The sequence below is a fragment of the Aliiroseovarius crassostreae genome, from assembly GCF_049803815.1.
In the GTDB taxonomy this organism is placed as follows: domain Bacteria; phylum Pseudomonadota; class Alphaproteobacteria; order Rhodobacterales; family Rhodobacteraceae; genus Aliiroseovarius; species Aliiroseovarius crassostreae_A.
Window position 1 is genome coordinate 227327 of record NZ_JBNAGI010000004.1, and the last position, 14645, is coordinate 241971.

The 14645-nt window shown below is 62.1% G+C and carries 11 protein-coding genes; 9 read left to right on the forward strand and 2 right to left on the reverse strand.

The annotated features are described in order from the left end of the window. The first annotated feature begins 313 nt into the window (after positions 1-313). The 4 genes from uvrB to adh all read left to right on the forward strand — a co-directional run bounded on the left by uvrB (position 314) and on the right by adh (position 6071). The gene (uvrB, locus tag ACP15V_RS12655) at positions 314-2497 is read left to right on the forward strand and encodes an excinuclease ABC subunit UvrB (RefSeq protein WP_424944064.1); all 2184 of its coding nucleotides are present in this window, start codon (positions 314-316) and stop codon (positions 2495-2497) included. Further along, positions 2494-3333 carry a fumarylacetoacetate hydrolase family protein gene (locus ACP15V_RS12660; RefSeq protein WP_424944065.1) on the forward strand — a complete coding sequence of 280 codons (840 nt, stop codon included), beginning with the start codon at positions 2494-2496 and terminating at the stop codon, positions 3331-3333. Before uvrB ends, ACP15V_RS12660 begins: the two co-directional genes overlap by 4 nt. Before the next feature lie 121 nt (positions 3334-3454). Further along, positions 3455-4414 carry a GAF domain-containing protein gene (locus ACP15V_RS12665; protein ID WP_424944066.1) on the forward strand — a complete coding sequence of 320 codons (960 nt, stop codon included), beginning with the start codon at positions 3455-3457 and terminating at the stop codon, positions 4412-4414. A gap of 136 nt (positions 4415-4550) precedes the next feature. Further along, the gene (gene adh, locus ACP15V_RS12670; RefSeq protein WP_424944067.1) at positions 4551-6071 is read left to right on the forward strand and encodes an aldehyde dehydrogenase; all 1521 of its coding nucleotides are present in this window, start codon (positions 4551-4553) and stop codon (positions 6069-6071) included. A 95-nt stretch (positions 6072-6166) separates the two neighbouring features. On the opposite strand, the gene ACP15V_RS12675 is transcribed toward adh, so the two are convergent. Continuing rightward, complete coding sequence (locus tag ACP15V_RS12675) at positions 6167-7066, reverse strand: LysR family transcriptional regulator (RefSeq protein ID WP_424944068.1); 900 nt, start codon at positions 7064-7066, stop codon at positions 6167-6169. A 110-nt stretch (positions 7067-7176) separates the two neighbouring features. On the opposite strand from ACP15V_RS12675, the gene ACP15V_RS12680 reads away from it, so the two are divergent. The 3 genes from ACP15V_RS12680 (at position 7177) to ACP15V_RS12690 (ending at position 11075) form a co-directional block, all read left to right on the forward strand. Continuing rightward, positions 7177-8679, forward strand: coding sequence for an aldehyde dehydrogenase family protein (locus ACP15V_RS12680; protein WP_424944069.1), 1503 nt, complete (start codon positions 7177-7179; stop codon positions 8677-8679). Beyond that, positions 8669-9946 (forward strand): NAD(P)/FAD-dependent oxidoreductase, encoded by a 1278-nt coding sequence (locus ACP15V_RS12685; RefSeq protein WP_424944070.1) that lies wholly within the window; start codon positions 8669-8671, stop codon positions 9944-9946. Before ACP15V_RS12680 ends, ACP15V_RS12685 begins: the two co-directional genes overlap by 11 nt. Before the next feature lie 127 nt (positions 9947-10073). After that, the gene (locus ACP15V_RS12690) at positions 10074-11075 is read left to right on the forward strand and encodes a GlxA family transcriptional regulator (protein ID WP_424944071.1); all 1002 of its coding nucleotides are present in this window, start codon (positions 10074-10076) and stop codon (positions 11073-11075) included. On the opposite strand, the gene ACP15V_RS12695 is transcribed toward ACP15V_RS12690, so the two are convergent. Beyond that, positions 11072-11980, reverse strand: a complete 909-nt coding sequence (locus ACP15V_RS12695) for a LysR substrate-binding domain-containing protein (RefSeq protein ID WP_424944141.1) — start codon at positions 11978-11980, stop codon at positions 11072-11074. The genes ACP15V_RS12690 and ACP15V_RS12695 overlap by 4 nt on opposite strands. A 199-nt stretch (positions 11981-12179) precedes the next feature. Between ACP15V_RS12695 and ACP15V_RS12700 the strand changes: the two genes are divergently transcribed. Both ACP15V_RS12700 and ACP15V_RS12705 read left to right on the forward strand, forming a co-directional pair. Beyond that, positions 12180-13385 carry a pyridoxal phosphate-dependent aminotransferase gene (locus ACP15V_RS12700; protein ID WP_424944072.1) on the forward strand — a complete coding sequence of 402 codons (1206 nt, stop codon included), beginning with the start codon at positions 12180-12182 and terminating at the stop codon, positions 13383-13385. Between the two features lie 25 nt (positions 13386-13410). After that, positions 13411-14625 (forward strand): acyl-CoA dehydrogenase, encoded by a 1215-nt coding sequence (locus tag ACP15V_RS12705; RefSeq protein WP_424944073.1) that lies wholly within the window; start codon positions 13411-13413, stop codon positions 14623-14625. The last annotated feature ends 20 nt before the right edge of the window (positions 14626-14645 follow it).

A 14645-nucleotide genomic window follows, 5' to 3' on the forward strand; every position in this document is an offset into this window, starting at 1 on the left:
TAAAAAGGCGTTAAGCGCGGCCAGCAAAAAGCCAGCCGCGCAATACGCAATCTAGACAAACCACTCTTGGTTGAGAGTACGCCCAAAGTTGAGAGTCCGTCCAAAAGGGTCCAACCATCTGCAGGATCGCCTGATCCATAGAATTTTAACAACTCGCCATTTTGGGGGAGACCTCTCTCCTTTTCATCTGATCGGTTTTTGCGTGAACCCACCGCTTTTTTGGCGCGTGCCCTCCGCTTTTTGTCACCAGTCCCCCCCAGCCCCCTTGAACAAGAACAAAAAGGGGTCATCTTTGGGGGCGGAGGATTCGCAAATGTCCCAGGCACCCGTCAACACACCTCATAGCCCGCTGACCAACCCGACCCTGGCCCCAACGGCGCGGCCGAAGCTGGAAGGCGGCAAGCGGTTTGTGATGCATTCGCCCTTTCAGCCCGCAGGCGACCAGCCCACGGCCATTGCCGAGCTGAAAGGCGGGATCGAAGCGGGGGAACGCGATCAGGTGCTCTTGGGCGCGACCGGCACCGGCAAGACCTTCACCATGGCCAAGATCATCGAGGAAACCCAGCGCCCGGCAATCATCCTGGCGCCCAACAAGACCCTGGCCGCGCAATTATATGGCGAGATGAAAGGGTTCTTTCCGGAAAACTCGGTCGAATATTTCGTCAGCTATTATGACTATTACCAGCCCGAAGCCTATGTGCCCCGGTCCGACACCTTCATCGAGAAGGAAAGCCAGATCAACGAACAGATTGACCGGATGCGCCATTCGGCCACCCGTGCGCTGTTGGAACGTGATGACGTGATCATCGTGGCGTCCGTGTCGTGCATCTATGGCATCGGGTCGCCCGAAACCTATACTGCGATGACGCAAGACATCACGGTGGGCGAGGAATATGACCAGCGCATGATGATGCGCGATCTGGTGGCGCAGCAATATAAACGCAATGACAACGCCTTTCACCGTGGGTCGTTCCGGGTGCGCGGCGACAGTCTGGAAATCTGGCCCTCGCACCTCGAAGACCGCGGCTGGCGCCTGTCGTTCTTCGGTGAAGAGCTTGAAAGCATTACCGAATTTGACACGCTGACCGGGGCCAAAACCGACACGTTGGAAAAGGTGCGCGTCTATGCGAACTCGCATTACGTGACGCCCACGCCGACGCTCAAACAGGCGATCACCAATATCAAACAGGAACTGGCGGTGCAGCTGGCGAAGTTTGAGGCCGAGGGCAAGCTTTTGGAAGCGCAGCGGCTGGAGCAGCGCACCAAGTTTGATATTGAGATGCTGGAGGCCGCCGGGTTCTGTTCCGGGATCGAGAACTATTCGCGCTATCTGACTGGTCGCGCGCCGGGCGAACCGCCCCCCACGCTGTTTGAATACATCCCGGACAATGCGATTGTGTTTGCCGATGAAAGCCATGTCTCAGTGCCGCAGATCGGCGGCATGTTCAAAGGTGACTTTCGCCGCAAATCCACCCTGGCTGAACATGGCTTCCGCCTGCCCAGCTGCATGGACAACCGCCCTCTGAAATTTGAGGAATGGGATGCGATGCGGCCCCAATCGGTGTTTGTTTCCGCCACGCCCTCGAACTGGGAAATGGAACAAACCGGCGGGGTCTTTGCCGAACAGATCATCCGCCCCACCGGGCTGTTGGATCCTCAGGTCGAGATCCGCCCGGTGGAAATGCAAGTCGATGATCTGCTGGACGAAGTGCGCAAAGTGTCCGCCAAGGGGATGCGCACGCTGGTCACCACACTGACCAAGCGCATGGCCGAGGATCTGACCGAGTATCTGCATGAACAGGGCATTCGCGTGCGCTATATGCATTCGGACATCGATACGCTGGAACGCATTGAAATCCTTCGCGATTTGCGGCTGGGCGCGTTTGACGTGCTGGTCGGGATCAACCTGTTGCGCGAAGGGTTGGACATTCCGGAATGTGGGTTGGTGGCCATTCTGGACGCCGATAAAGAAGGGTTCCTGCGCTCTGAAACCTCGCTCATTCAGACCATCGGGCGGGCCGCGCGCAATGCCGACGGGCGGGTGATCATGTATGCCGACAAGATCACCGGGTCGATGGACCGCGCATTGAAGGAAACCGAACGGCGGCGTGAAAAGCAGATGGCTTATAACGAGTTGCACGGGATCACGCCGGAGACGGTCAAGAAAAACGTCGACGATGTGCTGGCCGGGCTGTACGAGGGCGACACGGATATGTCCCGCGTCACCGCCACGGTCGACAAGCCGCTGGTGGGCGACAATCTGGCGGCACATCTGGACGCGCTTCGCGCGGATATGCGCAAGGCCGCCGAGAACCTGGAATTTGAAGAGGCCGCACGCCTGCGCGATGAAATCCATCGTCTGGAAGCGGTGGAGCTTGCGGTGGCCGATGATCCGCTGGCGCGGCAATCAGCGATCGAAGCCGCGTCCGAAGCCAAGGGGCGCTCGACCGCAGGCAAGCCGGGTCAACGCGCCGCACGAGGAAAGAACGCACGATGAAACTTTTGCGACACGGGGCGCAAGGCGCTGAAAAGCCAGGGATTTTGGATGCCGACGGACAGGTGCGTGACCTGTCGGGACATGTGAAAGACATCACCGGGGCCGCGCTTTCGGATGCCGGGCTGGCGATCCTTGCTGATATAGATCCCACCACCCTGCCCGTGGTCACACCCGATCGGATCGGCCCGCCGGTGGGCCATGTGGGCAAGATCATCTGCATCGGGTTGAATTACTCTGACCACGCGGCGGAAGCGGGGATGGAGGTGCCGCCCGAGCCGGTGATTTTCGCCAAGGCCACATCGGCAATTTGCGGGCCAAATGATGCGGTGGAAATCCCGCGCGGGGCCAGCAAAACCGATTGGGAGGTGGAGCTGGGCGTGGTCATTGGCACGCGTGCGAAATATGTGGACGAGGCGACGGCCCTTGACCATGTGGCGGGATACCTCGTGGTCAATGATGTGTCGGAACGCGATTTCCAGACCCAGCGCGCGGGTCAGTGGGTGAAGGGCAAATCCCATGACAGTTTTGCTCCGATTGGCCCGTGGTTGGTCACCCGCGACGAGGTGCCGGACCCGCAGGCCCTGTCGATGTATCTCGATCTGAACGGCACGCGGATGCAATCGGGCAGCACCGCGACCATGGTCTATGGCGTGGCCCATCTGGTGTCGTACCTGTCGCAATTCATGACGTTGGAGCCGGGGGATATTATTTCCACTGGCACGCCGCCGGGCGTGGGCATGGGACAGGATCCGCAGGTGTTTTTGACGCCGGGGGATCAGATGGTTTTGGGGGTCGAGGGACTGGGCGAACAACGCCTGACGGCGGTTCAGGCCTGACCCACCACGCCGCAACCGATTGAAATCCCACCAAAAACAAGATGACTGCGCAAGAATGTTGCGCAATAGGCGGAAGTCTTGCCATACTCCACGCGCATTTCCCTGAAAGGCGCGCATCCCCATGCCCCGCACCACAGCCCATATCGAAAAGGTGATGGAGATCACCAACTCGCCCTCGGCGGCGGCGCGGTCACGGCTGGCGGCCAGCTGGCGCCGGTCGGTGGAAAAACACGGGCTGGATCCGGGGGAAGAACGTGCGCCGGGCCGGGTTGAGGAAACCGATCTGCGCCTGCGCATCGACGCGCTGGATCGGTTCATGACCGTGGCCGCGCCCCGGCTCGATCAGCTTTTTTCGCTGGTCGGCAGTTCGGGCTGCGCGGTGCTGCTGACCGATGCCGAAGGCGTGGTGCTGGACCAGCGCATTTCCGAGGCCGACGCGCCCACCTTTGCCAGCTGGGGACTGGCCACCGGCGCGGATTGGAGCGAGGCGCGCGAAGGCACCAACGGCATTGGCACCTGCCTGACCGAAGGGCGCCGGGTGATCATCCATCGCGACGAACATTTCTATGCCCGCAACACGGCGATGAGCTGTATTGACGCGCCCATTCACGGCCCCGACGGGCAGATCCTCGGGGCGCTCGATGTGTCATCGGCACGCGTGGATCAGACCGAAGGGTTCAACCGGCTGATATCGGCGCAAGTGGCCCAGACCGCCCGCGCCATCGAAGAAGCGCATTTTCGCGCCGCCTTTGCAAATGCCCGGATTGTGGTCGCGGACAGCGATGATGCCGAGGCCTCGACCCTGCTGGCGATTGACGATCACGATCTGGTGGTGGGCGCGACCCGCGAGGCGCGCCGGGTGTTTGGACTGGATCAGACCGGCGCGCTGACGCCGCGCCCGGCGGTGGATATTTTGGGCCGCGAGGATGGACCGACCGGGTTTGAGAAAGCCGAACGCGCCGCCGTGATCCGGGCGCTGGCGCGTGCTGATGGCAATGTCAGTCAGGCGGCCCGGGCCCTTGGAATTGGCCGTGCGACGCTTTACCGGCGTATGAAACGGCTGGGTCTGGACGACGGTTGACACAAATCGGATCGCACCTGTCTCATCCCTGAGACACTTCTTCCCCCTCTCCTGTTTTGCCCGGGCTGACCGGCGCATCGTCCCGCGGCAGGGTGATCTCACCCGGTGGAGGATCCGGGGCTTTAGGGAGAACACCATGAACGAGATGACCCAAGCGGCGGGCCACTATGCCTCGCCTTTCAAGCAACGCTATGACAATTTCATCGGCGGCAAATTTGTTGCCCCGGTGAACGGCAAGTATTTCCAGAACATCACCCCGATCACCGGCGCGGTGGTTTGCGAAGTGGCGCAATCGGACGCGGCGGATGTGGAGCTGGCGCTGGATGCGGCCCATGCGGCAAAAGACGCCTGGGGCAAGACCTCGGCCGCGGAACGCTCCAACATCCTGTTGAAAATCGCCGACCGGTTGGAAGAAAATCTTGACCTGCTGGCCACGGCGGAAACCTGGGACAATGGCAAGCCGATCCGCGAAACCACCGCCGCCGACATTCCACTGTCGGTCGATCATTTCCGCTATTTCGCGGGGGTTCTGCGCAGCCAGGAAGGCAATATGTCCGAGATTGACGCGGACACGGTGGCCTATCATTTCCATGAACCGCTGGGCGTTGTCGGCCAGATCATCCCGTGGAATTTCTCGATCCTGATGGCGGCGTGGAAATTGGCACCCGCACTGGCGGCAGGCAATTGCATCGTCTTGAAACCGGCGGAACAGACCCCCGCCGCGATCATGGTGCTGGCCGAACTGATCGCCGATCTGCTGCCCGCCGGCGTTCTGAATGTGGTGAACGGCTTTGGCCCGGATGTGGGCGGGCCGCTGGCCACGTCGAACCGGATCGCCAAGATCGCCTTCACCGGATCGACTGAGACCGGCCGGATCATCATGAAGGCGGCGACCGAAAACCTGATCCCGGTCACGCTGGAGCTGGGCGGCAAATCCCCCAACATCTTCTTTTCCGACGTGATGGCCGAAGATGACGCGTTTCTTGACAAGGCGGTGGAAGGCTTTGTTCTTTTTGCGTTTAATCAGGGCGAGGTGTGCACCTGCCCGTCACGTGCCCTGATCCAGGAAGACATTTATGACGAATTCATCGCCCGCTGCATCGAGCGTGTGAAGGCGATCAAACAGGGCGATCCGCGCGACATGGACACGATGGTCGGCGCGCAGGCCAGCCAGGAACAGCAAGACAAGATCCTGTCCTATTTCACCATCGGTCGCGAAGAAGGGGCCGAGGTGCTGGTGGGCGGGGACGCCGCACGGTTCAATGGCGAATTGGCAAACGGCAACTATATCCAGCCAACCATCCTGAAGGGCCACAACAAGATGCGCGTCTTCCAGGAGGAAATCTTTGGCCCGGTTGTGTCGGTGACCACCTTCAAGGACGAGGCCGAGGCGCTCGCCATCGCAAATGACACGATGTACGGGCTGGGGGCCGGGGTCTGGACCCGCGACGCCAACCGCTGCTACCGCTTTGGGCGTGCGATCGAAGCCGGGCGTGTCTGGGTCAACAACTATCACGCCTACCCGGCACATGCGGCCTTTGGCGGCTATAAACAATCGGGCATCGGGCGCGAGACGCACAAGATGATGCTCGATCACTACCAGCAGACCAAGAACATCCTGATGAGCTATAACCCGAACAAGCTGGGATTTTTCTAGGATTTGCCGGGATCAGATCCGAAAGACACGAGAGAGGCGGCCTGTTGGTCGCCTCTTTTTCAGACAGGGTGTCAGGTAGATTTTCAGGCAGATTTTCAGGCAGACACCTGCGCACGCAGCCAGTCGCGAAAGGCCACCAGCGGGGCGAAGCTCGTCTGTGCATCGGGCCAGACCAGGAAATACGCGCCCAAAGACACCGGGTCGCCCTCAACCGCCAGGCGCAACCGGCCCAGGCGGATCTCTTCTTCGGCCAGAAAATCCGGCAACAACGCCACGCCCAACCCATGCACCGCGGCCTGTGTCATGGTCGACGATTGGTCAAACAACATCCCTTCCAACCCCGCCGCCGCCACCCCGTGCCGGGCCAACCAACGCTCCCAGCTGTCCGGGTGGGTTTCCAGATGCAAGAGCGGCTGGGTCAACAGCGCGGCGGGATGGGACAACGGCGCATCCAGAAGCGAAGGCGCGCAGACAGGCAACACATGTTTTGGCATCAGCGCCATCGCCTCGACCCCCGGCCAATCCTGCGCCCCGCCCCCTTCGCCATAATGAATGGCCGCCTGTGCGGGGCTGGTGTCGAAGCCAAACGGCAGGCTGTGCGTGTGCAGGTTCACCGACACATCCGGATGGCGCGCGACGAAATCCTTCAGACGCGGCGCCAGCCAGTTCAGCCCAAAAGCGGGCAGGATCGACAGATCCAGCGCCCCGCCCGACGGGTTGGCGCGCAGTTTGATTGACGCGTGCCCCAGTCGGGTCAGCACCTGCCGCGCCTCGCGGGCAAATTCCTGCCCGGCGGGCGTCAGACCAAGGCGCAGCTGATCGCGCAGGATCAGATCCACGCCCATCTGCGCCTCAAGCTGCTTTAACTGCCGCGAAATTGCACTTTGCGTGAGCGCCAGATCCTTGGCGGCCGCCTGCGCCGAGCCAAGCCGATCCACGGCCTCCAGCGCAAGCAGGGAGGGGATCGAGGGCAGGAAGCGGCGTGAGATAATCATATAAGGTATACTCATAGCTTTGCGATTTTCTTTCAATAGATTTTTGCCATTTCCCATGGGAAGCTGGTGGTGAATTGACATTTCCTCATGACAGAAGGGCGCGCCGCATCATGACCTTTTCCAACATTCTTGCCGCAAACGGGTTTGACCAAACCGAGCTGACCGGCGGCACGCTGGCCGTCACCACCCCGGTGGACGGGTCACAGATTGCGCAGCTGCGCGAACACACGGTCGAAGACGCGACCGCGCAGATCGCCGCCGCCAAAGCCGCATTCAAAACCTGGCGCATGGTGCCCGCGCCACGCCGGGGCGAGTTGGTGCGTCTGCTGGGCAATGAGTTGCGGGCGGAAAAGGAAAGCCTGGGGCGGCTGGTCACACTGGAATGCGGCAAGATCTATCAGGAAGGTCTGGGCGAAGTGCAGGAGATGATCGACATCTGCGACTTCGCCGTGGGCCTGTCGCGCCAGCTTTATGGTCTGACGATTGCCAGCGAACGCCCCGGCCATGCGATGCGCGAAACATGGCACCCGATGGGCACCTGCGGCGTGATCACCGCGTTCAATTTCCCGGTCGCGCCGTGGTGCTGGAACGCGGCGCTGGCGCTGGTCTGTGGCGATCCGGTGATCTGGAAACCGTCGGAGAAAACGCCGCTGACCGCGCTGGCGGTGCAGAAAATCTGCGACCGGGTCATGGCGAAGTTTGGCGCGGATGCGCCGGACGGGTTGATCCAGACCCTGATCGGCGGGCGCGATCTGGGCGCGGCCCTGACCGCATCAAAGGACGTGGCCATCATCTCGGCCACCGGATCGGTGCCGATGGGCAAGGCGGTGGCGGCGGACATGTCGCAACGGCTGGGCCGCACGATCCTGGAACTGGGCGGCAACAACGCGATGATCGTCGCCCCCTCGGCGGATCTGGAAATGGCGCTGCGGGCGATTGTATTTTCGGCGGTCGGCACAGCCGGGCAGCGCTGCACCACGCTGCGGCGGCTGATTGTGCATGAAGATATCTACGACGCGCTGATCCCGCGTCTGGTGAAGGCCTATGAAGGGCTGCCGATCGGCGATCCGCTGGCAGAGGGCACGTTGGTGGGGCCGCTGATTGACCAGGATGCGATGGTCGCGATGGGCCGTGCGCTGGATCAGGCGGTCAGCGAAGGGGGCCGTGTGCATGGGGGGATGCAGGTAAACATGAAAACCCACCCCGATGCGGCCTATGTGCACCCCGCCATCGTCGAAATGCCTGCGCAGAGCTCGGTGATGCACTTTGAGACCTTTGCGCCGATCCTCTATGTGGTGAAATACCGGGATCTGGACCAAGCCATTGAAATGCAAAACGAAGTGCCGCAGGGCTTGTCGTCTTGCATCTTCTCGACCGATCTGCGCGAGACCGAGTATTTCCTCTCGGCGGGGGGATCGGACTGTGGTATCGCCAATGTGAATATCGGCCCGTCCGGGGCGGAAATCGGTGGGGCGTTTGGCGGTGAGAAAGACACGGGCGGCGGGCGCGAAAGCGGGTCGGACGCGTGGAAGGGCTATATGCGGCGCCAGACCAACACGGTGAATTACTCGCGGGACTTGCCGCTGGCGCAAGGGATCAAATTTGACATCTGACATCACGCAAAGCCATTGGCACCAAAGCTGCGCCGAGGACGTGACCGCCCCGGCCCTGTCGGGCGCGGTGACCGCCGATCTGGTGGTGGTGGGCGGGGGATATACCGGGCTGTCGGCGGCGCTGCACGCGGCCAAAGCTGGGCTGTCGGTGCGGCTGGTCGAGGCGGGGAGCCTTGGCGGCGGCGGATCGGGCCGCAATGTGGGGCTGGTCAATGCGGGGCTTTGGTTGCCGCCCGAAGAGATCGCGGCGCGGATGGGGGAGGCGGCCGGGGCAAAGCTCTCGTCTGCTCTGGCGGGCGCGCCGGATCTTGTCTTTGATCTGATCGGGGAGTTTTCGATCCAATGCGAGGCCACGCGGGCGGGGACATTGCACTGTGCCCATGCGCCATCGGGGATGCGGGATCTGGAAAACCGTCACCGTCAATTGACCACCATCGGCGCCCCCGTCACGCTGTTATCGCGCAAGGACGCCATGGCGCGGGTGGGATCGGATCAGGTGCATGGCGCGCTTTTTGATCCGCGCGCGGGGACCATTCAGCCGCTGGGGTTTGCCCGTGGGTTGGCGCGCGCGGCGATGGAATGCGGCGCGCATCTGCATGAATACAGTCCGGCCACCATGATCACCCGAAACAGCGATCAATGGCGGGTGACCACCCCGGAGGGTCAGATAACAGCGAAGCGGATGATTATCGCCACCAATGCCTATGCCCTGCCGATCCAAGGCCTGCCCGCCCCAACCACGGTGCCGGTGCATTATTTTCAGGCCGCCACCGCGCCCTTGTCGCATGATCAGCTGGCCCGAATTTTGCCGGGCCGTGAGGGGTGCTGGGACACGGCGATGGTGATGTCGTCTTACCGGCTGGATCAGGCAGGGCGGCTGATCATCGGGGGGATGGGCGCGTTGAACCACCCGGCAAGCGGCATTCACACGGGTTGGGTCAAACGCAAACTGGCGCGAATGTTTCCGGCGCTGGCGGACCTTCCCCTGTCGCAGGCCTGGCACGGGCGCATTGCGATGACCGAGGACTACCTGCCGAAGGTGATGATCCCCGGCCCTGACGCCTTGATGACCTTTGGCTATTCCGGGCGCGGGATCGGACCGGGCACGGTGTTTGGCAAGGCGATGGCCAAGGCACTGATCCGCGGCGAGATGACCGCCCTGCCCCGCGCGCCGGTGGATCACCACGCCATCCCGATGGCAGGCGCCAAACAGGCCTATTACGAGGCGGGCGCGACGCTGACCCATCTGGTGAAAGATCGGTTCTGACGGTTTTGACGGGAAAACTGACGCTCCCCCTTCCCCTGCCCCCCTTGCCCGACGGTTAGAAATGTCGCAGACATGGGAACCCTTTACGGGTAGCCTGAGACCAGAGGACCGGAAGGCACGCGCGCTTATGCAGGACACCCCGCATCAAGACACCAACAGCACAATTGAGGGGACAACACCCGTCATCTCGGTCGAGATTTTCGTGCAGCCCGGGTTCTGGCAGGTGGAGCTTGCGTCGATCCTGTCGGCGCTCAACACGGCCAATGACGTCTGCGGGCAGGAACGGTTCGACTGGCAGATCACCTCTGATCATCCCGGCATTGTGGACAGCAATGGCGATATGTTGGTGCGCGCGGAACCTTCGATCGCCGAACAGTACCTGAAGCAGGTGCTGATTGTGGTGGGGGGCACGGATTGCCGTGGCACGGGCTGGATGGCGCGGCTGCGCGCGATGCAGAAGTTGCAGCGCCGGGTGCTGCTGCTGTCGGGGGCGGCGACGGAATATATCAAGGCGACCGCGCCCAAAACATCCCCTGCCACCACCCATTGGGGGGATGTGAATGTTCTGTCAGAAAGCGGAGATTTTCCCACGCTGACCACCCATCTGGCCGAGGAAGCTGCGGGGGTGATGACCTGCGCGGGCGGCGGTCATACGCTGGAACTGATGGTTGGGATCTTGTCGAAAGAGCTGAGCCCGCAAATGGCCGCAGAGCTGTCGGCCACCTTGCTGTTGGAAGATATCCGCGGGCCGCAACGCGACCAGCCGAAGGGGATGAGCCATTCGTCCAACTTCCTGGAAAAGCGCCTGAAATCTGCGATCCGCTTGATGGAGGACACGATTGAACACCCGCTGAAAGTCAGTGCATTGGCGCGGCAGGTTGGGGTGTCCACACGGCAGTTGGAGCGGCTTTTCCTGATCCATCTGGATGAAACCCCGGCGAAGTTTTACAAGAAGATCCGCCTGAAACGGGCACATGCGCTGGTCACGGACACGCGGATGCCGTTGATTGACGTGGCGCTGGCCTGCGGGTTTTCCGACAGCTCATCCCTGTCGCGGGCCTATCGGTTGGAATATACCAAGACGCCGAACCAGATCCGGGCGTCTGTCCGCGGCAAGGCCCGCGATTAACCCGCCCCCTGATCCTTGCCCACCCCGTCCGTGGCCGCCGCCACCTGCCCCGCACATTGCGCCAGCAGCCAGTCGCGAAACGCCGCCAGCGCGGGATAGGCCCCGGCCCCCTCTGGCCAGACCAGATAATAGGCCCCCGTGCTGACCGGTCGGCTGTCAGGCAGGGCCACCAGGCTGCCCTGTGACAGGGCGCTTTCCACCAGATAATCGGGCATCAGGGCCACCCCAAGCCCCGCTTGGGCGGCGCGCAACATGGTGGCGAACTGATCCACCACCATGGCCGGTTTGCCGCGATCCGCCCGGCCCTGTGCCGCCGCCCATTGCGCCCAGGCGTCCGGCCGGGTTTCCAGTTGCAGGCGTGGCAGATCCTCGTCGCTGTCCAACAAAGCCGGGGCCGCCACCGCCAGCATGGTTTCATCCCACAGCTTCACCGCCTGCGCCCCGGCCCAATCGTCGCGCCCAAAATGGATCGCGCCGTGAAACCCCTCGCCCGCGAAATCAAACGGCACGGTGCGGGTCGACAGGTTCAGGGTGATGCCGGAATGGGCCCGCATGAACCCCGGCAGCCGCGGGGCCAGCCAATGGGTGCCGAAACTTGGTAGGATCGCTAGGTTCAGCGCGCCCCCATCCGGGTTGGCCTGCAAAGCGATTGTGGCATTGGAAATCTGCGCCAGCGCCGCCCGCACTTCGTCTGCATATCGCCGCCCCGGATCGGTGAGCGTCAACCGCTTGCGATCCCGTTCAAAAAGCGCAGTCCCCACCAGCGCCTCCAGCTTCTGAACCTGCCGGCTGACCGCACTTTGCGTCAGATCCAGCTCTCGCGCGGCTTCGGTGACGGCCCCCAGCCGCGCCACCGCTTCGAAAGCGGTCAGACAGGAAATCGGCGGGGCAAAGCGACGTGACATATGGTGTTTCCAGTTTTCCAGATCATCCTGAGGCGCGTTTCGAAATGGGGCGGCGTGAATGGCCGCAAAGGCGCCCCCCCTCGGCAAATGGATGCGCCAAAGCATTCCCTTTTGGAATGTTCTTATGCCGTTATATCGTTTTTTTTCCAGCCTCGCCATGGTGTATCCTATGAAAAATGCGCAAGATCAGGAGCTGAGCATGCCCTCCAAACCCGCCCCCTTTCGCCGCGCGCAACGTGCCGCCGCCCTGTCCCTGTCAGAAATTGTCCGCATCTCGGAAGCGGCGCGTGCGCTGCAGGCCGAGGGCAAGCCGGTTTTGACCTTCGGCACGGGTGAGCCTGATTTCCCCACTCCGCCTCATGTGATTGAGGCCGCGCATCAGGCGGCCCTGGCGGGGCAAACCACCTATACGCCCACGCAAGGCACCCCTGCTCTGCGCCAGGCGATAGCGGATCAAGCCGGGTTTGAGTGCGATCCCGCACAGGTGATTGTTTCAACCGGGGCAAAACAGGTGCTGTCCAACGCCTTTATGGCCACGCTGGATCCGGGCGACGAGGTGATCCTGCCCGCGCCGTTCTGGACCAGCTATGGCGATATGTTCACCCTATGCGGCGCCAAACAGGTGGTGGTGGAAACCTCGGCTGAGACCGGATTTCTGCTCACCCCCGCCGCACTTGAGGCGGCGATCACCGACAAGACCCGCTGGCTGTTGCTCAACACACCGGGCAACCCGTCCGGGGCGATGTATTCCCGCGCGCAACTGGCCGCGCTGGCCCAGGTGCTGCGCCGCCATCCGAATGTCTGGATCATCGCGGATGAGATTTACCAGCACATCGCCTATCGCCCCTTCACCAGTTTTGTCTCGGCCGCGCCGGATCTGGCGGATCGCACCCTGATCGTGAACGGCGTCTCCAAGGCCCACGCAATGACCGGCTGGCGGCTGGGCTGGGGCATCGGCCCGGCGGGTCTAATCAAGGCGATGGTCGCGGTACAAGGCCAATCCACCTCGGGCGCGTCGTCGATTTCACAGGCCGCCGCGCTGGCCGCCCTGACCGGGCCCCAAGATCATCTGGCCAGCCGGTGTGCCGAATTTCAGGCCCGCCGCGATCTGGTGGTTGACGCGCTGAACGCCATGCCTGGGATCACCTGCCCCACACCAGAAGGGGCGTTTTATGTCTTCCCCTCCTGCGCGGGCACGATCGGCCGCAAACGCCCCGATGGACGCGAGATCAAAAGCGACGCGGACCTTTGCGACTACCTTCTGAACGAGGCGCTGGTGGCGCTGGTGCCAGGCCGCGCCTTTGGTCTGCCGGGCCATGTCCGCCTGTCTTACGCCTATTCCACCGAAAACCTCACCGAAGGGCTCGCCCGCATTGCCCGCGCGCTCGACGCCCTCGCCCCCTGATTTGACTGATCAAAGGATCCCACAAATGGCCAAGAATTTAGCCCCCCAATCCCAGCCTGCGCTGGGGTCGTTCAACTGGGACGATGCGTTTTTGCTGGAAGACCAGCTGCAGGAAGACGAGCGCATGGTGCGCGATGCGGCGCGTGCTTATGCCGAGGACAAGCTCATGCCGCGCGTGACCGAAGCCTTTGCCAAGGAAGAAACCGATCCGGAAATTTTCCGTGAAATGGGCGAAATGGGTCTTCTCGGCACCACCGTCCCGGAAAAGTTCGGCGGCATCGGCGCGGGCTATGTGACCTATGGTCTGGTCGCGCGCGAAGTGGAACGCGTCGACAGCGGGTATCGCTCGATGATGTCGGTGCAATCCTCGTTGGTGATGTACCCGATTTACGCCTATGGCACTGAAGAACAACGGGAAAAATACCTGCCGAAACTGGCCTCGGGCGAGTGGATTGGCTGTTTTGGTCTGACCGAACCCGACGCTGGCTCGGACCCCGGCAGCATGAAAACCACCGCGAAAAAGACCGATGGTGGCTACGTTCTGAACGGCAGCAAAATGTGGATTTCCAACGCGCCGATTGCGGACGTCTTTGTGGTCTGGGCCAAATCCGACGCCCATGAAGGGAAAATTAAGGGGTTTGTGCTGGATAAGGGCACCAAAGGCCTGTCCGCGCCGAAAATCGAGGGCAAACAGAGCCTGCGCGCGTCGATCACCGGCGAAATTGTCATGGACAATGTTGAGGTCGGCGAAGACGCTTTGCTGCCGGATGTCTCCGGTCTGAAAGGCCCGTTTGGCTGTCTGAACCGCGCGCGTTACGGCATTGCCTGGGGCGCGATGGGCGCGGCTGAGGCCTGCTGGCACGGCGCGCGTCAATATGGGTTGGACCGCAAGCAATTCGGTAAACCCTTGGCGCAAATGCAACTTTTCCAGTTGAAACTGGCGAATATGCAAACCGAGATCACCCTGGGCCTGCAAGCCGCGCTGCGGGTGGGCCGCCTGATGGACGAGGCAAAAGCCGCGCCGGAGATGGTGTCGCTGATCAAGCGCAACAATTGCGGCAAGGCGCTCGATATCGCGCGTCTGGCCCGCGACATGCATGGCGGCAACGGCATTTCGCAGGACTTCCACGTGATTCGTCACATGGTGAACCTGGAAACCGTGAACACCTATGAAGGCACCCACGACGTGCATGCCCTGATCCTGGGCCGCGCACAAACCGGGCTGCAGGCGTTTTATTAATTCCGCGCCTTAAAAGAATA

What these genes read in the sequence shown, in the direction of transcription:
- ACP15V_RS12680 (WP_424944069.1), top strand. Translation starts at nt 7,177, where the DNA reads ATGACCTTTTCCAACATTCTTGCCGCAAACGGGTTTGACCAAACCGAG.
- uvrB (WP_424944064.1), top strand. Translation starts at nt 314, where the DNA reads ATGTCCCAGGCACCCGTCAACACACCTCATAGCCCGCTGACCAACCCG.
- ACP15V_RS12705 (WP_424944073.1), top strand. Translation starts at nt 13,411, where the DNA reads ATGGCCAAGAATTTAGCCCCCCAATCCCAGCCTGCGCTGGGGTCGTTC.
- ACP15V_RS12695 (WP_424944141.1), bottom strand. Translation starts at nt 11,980, where the DNA reads ATGTCACGTCGCTTTGCCCCGCCGATTTCCTGTCTGACCGCTTTCGAA.
- ACP15V_RS12665 (WP_424944066.1), top strand. Translation starts at nt 3,455, where the DNA reads ATGCCCCGCACCACAGCCCATATCGAAAAGGTGATGGAGATCACCAAC.
- ACP15V_RS12700 (WP_424944072.1), top strand. Translation starts at nt 12,180, where the DNA reads ATGCCCTCCAAACCCGCCCCCTTTCGCCGCGCGCAACGTGCCGCCGCC.
- ACP15V_RS12690 (WP_424944071.1), top strand. Translation starts at nt 10,074, where the DNA reads ATGCAGGACACCCCGCATCAAGACACCAACAGCACAATTGAGGGGACA.
- adh (WP_424944067.1), top strand. Translation starts at nt 4,551, where the DNA reads ATGAACGAGATGACCCAAGCGGCGGGCCACTATGCCTCGCCTTTCAAG.
- ACP15V_RS12660 (WP_424944065.1), top strand. Translation starts at nt 2,494, where the DNA reads ATGAAACTTTTGCGACACGGGGCGCAAGGCGCTGAAAAGCCAGGGATT.
- ACP15V_RS12675 (WP_424944068.1), bottom strand. Translation starts at nt 7,066, where the DNA reads ATGATTATCTCACGCCGCTTCCTGCCCTCGATCCCCTCCCTGCTTGCG.